The organism is Roseofilum halophilum BLCC-M91 (assembly GCF_030068445.1).
Lineage (GTDB): Bacteria > Cyanobacteriota > Cyanobacteriia > Cyanobacteriales > Desertifilaceae > Roseofilum > Roseofilum halophilum.
In genome coordinates this window covers 1-2,552 of sequence record NZ_JAQPOK010000132.1, presented here as the reverse complement: position 1 = coordinate 2,552, position 2,552 = coordinate 1, and the positions used below count along the sequence as shown (strand labels likewise).

5 protein-coding genes and 1 pseudogene are annotated in these 2,552 nt (G+C 44.8%); 1 reads left to right on the top strand and 5 read right to left on the bottom strand.

The window, feature by feature from the left end:
• The 4 genes and pseudogenes from PJF56_RS22245 to PJF56_RS17215 all read right to left on the bottom strand — a co-directional run.
• Positions 1 to 152: PD-(D/E)XK nuclease family transposase (locus PJF56_RS22245; protein WP_347179573.1), on the bottom strand; the 152-nt coding region annotated here is incomplete at its 3' end.
• Between the two features lie 23 nt (positions 153 to 175).
• Positions 176 to 379 (bottom strand): annotated as a pseudogene (locus tag PJF56_RS22240) (DEAD/DEAH box helicase); the annotation flags it as partial.
• A 227-nt stretch (positions 380 to 606) separates the two neighbouring features.
• A complete protein-coding gene (locus PJF56_RS17220; RefSeq protein WP_283763931.1) occupies positions 607 to 960 on the bottom strand; it encodes a HepT-like ribonuclease domain-containing protein in 354 nt (117 codons plus the stop codon).
• Positions 944 to 1,312: a nucleotidyltransferase family protein gene (locus PJF56_RS17215; RefSeq protein WP_283763930.1), complete on the bottom strand. Its 369-nt coding sequence runs from the start codon at positions 1,310 to 1,312 to the stop codon at positions 944 to 946. The genes PJF56_RS17220 and PJF56_RS17215 overlap by 17 nt, the downstream gene beginning before the upstream one ends.
• Positions 1,313 to 1,362: 50 nt before the next feature.
• Here PJF56_RS17215 and PJF56_RS17210 point away from each other — a divergent pair, with 50 nt between their 5' ends.
• Positions 1,363 to 1,560, top strand: coding sequence for a hypothetical protein (locus tag PJF56_RS17210; RefSeq protein WP_283763929.1), 198 nt, complete (start codon positions 1,363 to 1,365; stop codon positions 1,558 to 1,560).
• Positions 1,561 to 1,606: 46 nt separating this feature from the next.
• Here PJF56_RS17210 and PJF56_RS17205 read toward each other — a convergent pair.
• On the bottom strand, positions 1,607 to 2,552 hold a 946-nt coding region (locus tag PJF56_RS17205), incomplete at its 5' end, for an Rpn family recombination-promoting nuclease/putative transposase (RefSeq protein WP_283763928.1).

The following is a 2,552-nucleotide window of genomic DNA, read 5'->3' as shown; positions in this document are numbered from 1 at the left end:
TGATTATAGGGATCGATAATTTCTAGGTCAGTAATGTTTGGATTGCCATCATAAATGAGGGCATTTAAGAAGCTAATGAGGATATCTTTGCTTTCTTGGGAACCAAAGATGCGCTTAAAGGCGAAATCGGTTTTGGGGCTGATAAATTGCATAAGGGTAATAGTAGATGGAGTTGTATGCCAGAGCGCAATAGCGCGGGAAGCTGGAAACAGAGGGATTTTCCCCCTCCCGTGGGCACGATCGCCAGTAGATCCTGGTTCTGTAGCGTGGTTTCAATAATTTCCTTTTGGCCCGGACGAAATCGATCGTAACCAAAATAGTGCTTGAGGGTTTCCTCACTTGGTGGAGACTGGAGCCATAATCTTCGGGAGGAGGCGATCGATCTGATTCTACCGTAATACAGCGTTTCGCGTCCTCCGTGGGGGAATGGGGGAATGGGGGAGTGGGGGAATGGGTTAACCCGGAAAATGCCAGGAATTCAATCTGGCTAATGACCGAAATCCCAATCCAGCAGGGAAATTTGTTGGATTTGTTGGGGAGTAAGTCCAGTGAAATCGACGGTTTGAGTCATATACAGAGGGAATGATTTGACGATATTCTTCTACTCTATCCATTTTCTTCTATCTCTCTAAGGATGTTTTCTAAGCAAATAACTAAGGAGATCAGATCGTTAGTTACTGTATCCCAAACCACATCTTCATCTACATTGAGATAGTCATGAACTACTTTACTTCGCATTCCCACAATCGCTTTCCAGGGAATTTCAGGATAAGCTTCTCTAAAATCAGGGGACACTCGTCTGGCTGCTTCTCCAATAACTTGTAGGAGATGAGTTAACGCTAAACGCAATTGCTCGTTACGATCAAACTCTTCTCGACTCACGCCTGACACAAAACTAAGAGCTTTATTGGCAGTGTCTATCATATGTCCGAGATAGACAAAGTTATCCTTGTGCGACATAACAAACCTCTGCTTCAGCCAGAATGCGATCGCGAATTCGATGGTTCAGAAACTTAGGAGTCACTAGATCGATGGGGCGGCGATCGAATAAATTGGACAGTTCTTCTTCAATTTGGTAAAGTTTGAAGAATCCAGGAGTAAAACCCGGCTCAAATTCTACTAAGATATCAATATCGCTCTCTGGGGTAAAGTCTTCGCGCAAGAAAGACCCGAACAGGGATAGCTTATTAATATGCCAGCTCTGGCACAAGTTGGCAATCTCCTCAAGAGGAATTTCACTTTTTCTAATATTCAGAGAGCGTCGCTGGATTTGTTGGGGAGTGAGTCCAGTGAGATCGACCGTTGGATTCATGGAAGAAGACCATGTGAGAAGGTTTGATCCTATTTTAGCGGAATTTGCTGTTGAGCGATCGCCAGAACCGGGTTTCTAATATCAAATCCAATTTTGTTGACCCCCATATTCAGCAACTGACGAGTGTTCCCAGTCACACCCCCCCGATGATTCCTGCTCATCCGGTTATCGGGTTTGGGTGTGCTTCCGGTTGGCTGCTGGTGACGTTTGCCTATTGCTTGATGACGCGGAAAATGCGGGGGGTGTGACCTCTCCCTTTCATTTCCGAAGAAAGGCTGGGGGATGAGGGGCAATTCAAAGCTGTTCCCTCTCCCTCAACCAACGGTCTAAATCCTCTAAACTTGTGCAATCGAGGATCGCAATCCCCAACTCATCTAAATCATCTAAAGACAACTGTTGGATCTCGGCTATAGTCGCTTCAGGAACCTCCCCAAACCGTCGCTGAAGTTGACGCAAAATTAATCCTAATGCTGCTTCAGCCCGACCTTCTTCGCGTCCTTCTTCGCGTCCTTCTTCGCGTCCTTGTTCTAGCCCGTCTGTCCTTGCTTGCACCACATAACCCTGCTGGTCAAGTATCCACCGTTCCTTTCTTTCTAACTCTTCTGCTTCCTTGGCACTCAAATTGGCTCGATTTGCTATTCCCAACGCTTTGCCGATTTCTGGTACTTCTTCTAGAGAACTGGGAATCATCTCTAGATTGGGTGATTCCTTCATAAAGTAAATCCATTTTTCCGTCAGAGTTTCTAATTCTTCCAGGGATTTATTGAATTTCCGCAACTCCACAAAAATCAATTCAATCTGTTCGTCAGGATACTCTAATGAGGGTAGGCTTTTCTCTTTTAATGAAAAATGGGTAATAATGGGTTCAACCTTGGGAAATAGGGGAAAATCGACAATCGTTAGGGCAATGACGGGTTGCAGTCCCACATAAGGTTTTCCCGTGCTGAGTTGATTGCCATAGGTTTTGGCCCAATTATACAAGACTCGCTTTTTGAAAGCCGGTACATTTAGCACTTGCATTTCAATCAATACAGTTGTACCGTTGCCTAGGATGGCTTTGACATCGAGATAGCTATCTTTTACGGTACTCGTATCGCCCTGATTATAGGGATCGATAATTTCTAGGTCAGTAATGTTTGGATTGCCATCATAAATGAGGGCATTTAAGAAGCTAATGAGGATATCTTTGCTTTCTTGGGAACCAAAGATGCGCTTAAAGGCGAAATCGGTTTTGGGGCTG

What these genes read in the sequence shown, in the direction of transcription:
- PJF56_RS17220 (WP_283763931.1), bottom strand. Translation starts at nt 960, where the DNA reads ATGTCGCACAAGGATAACTTTGTCTATCTCGGACATATGATAGACACT.
- PJF56_RS17215 (WP_283763930.1), bottom strand. Translation starts at nt 1,312, where the DNA reads ATGAATCCAACGGTCGATCTCACTGGACTCACTCCCCAACAAATCCAG.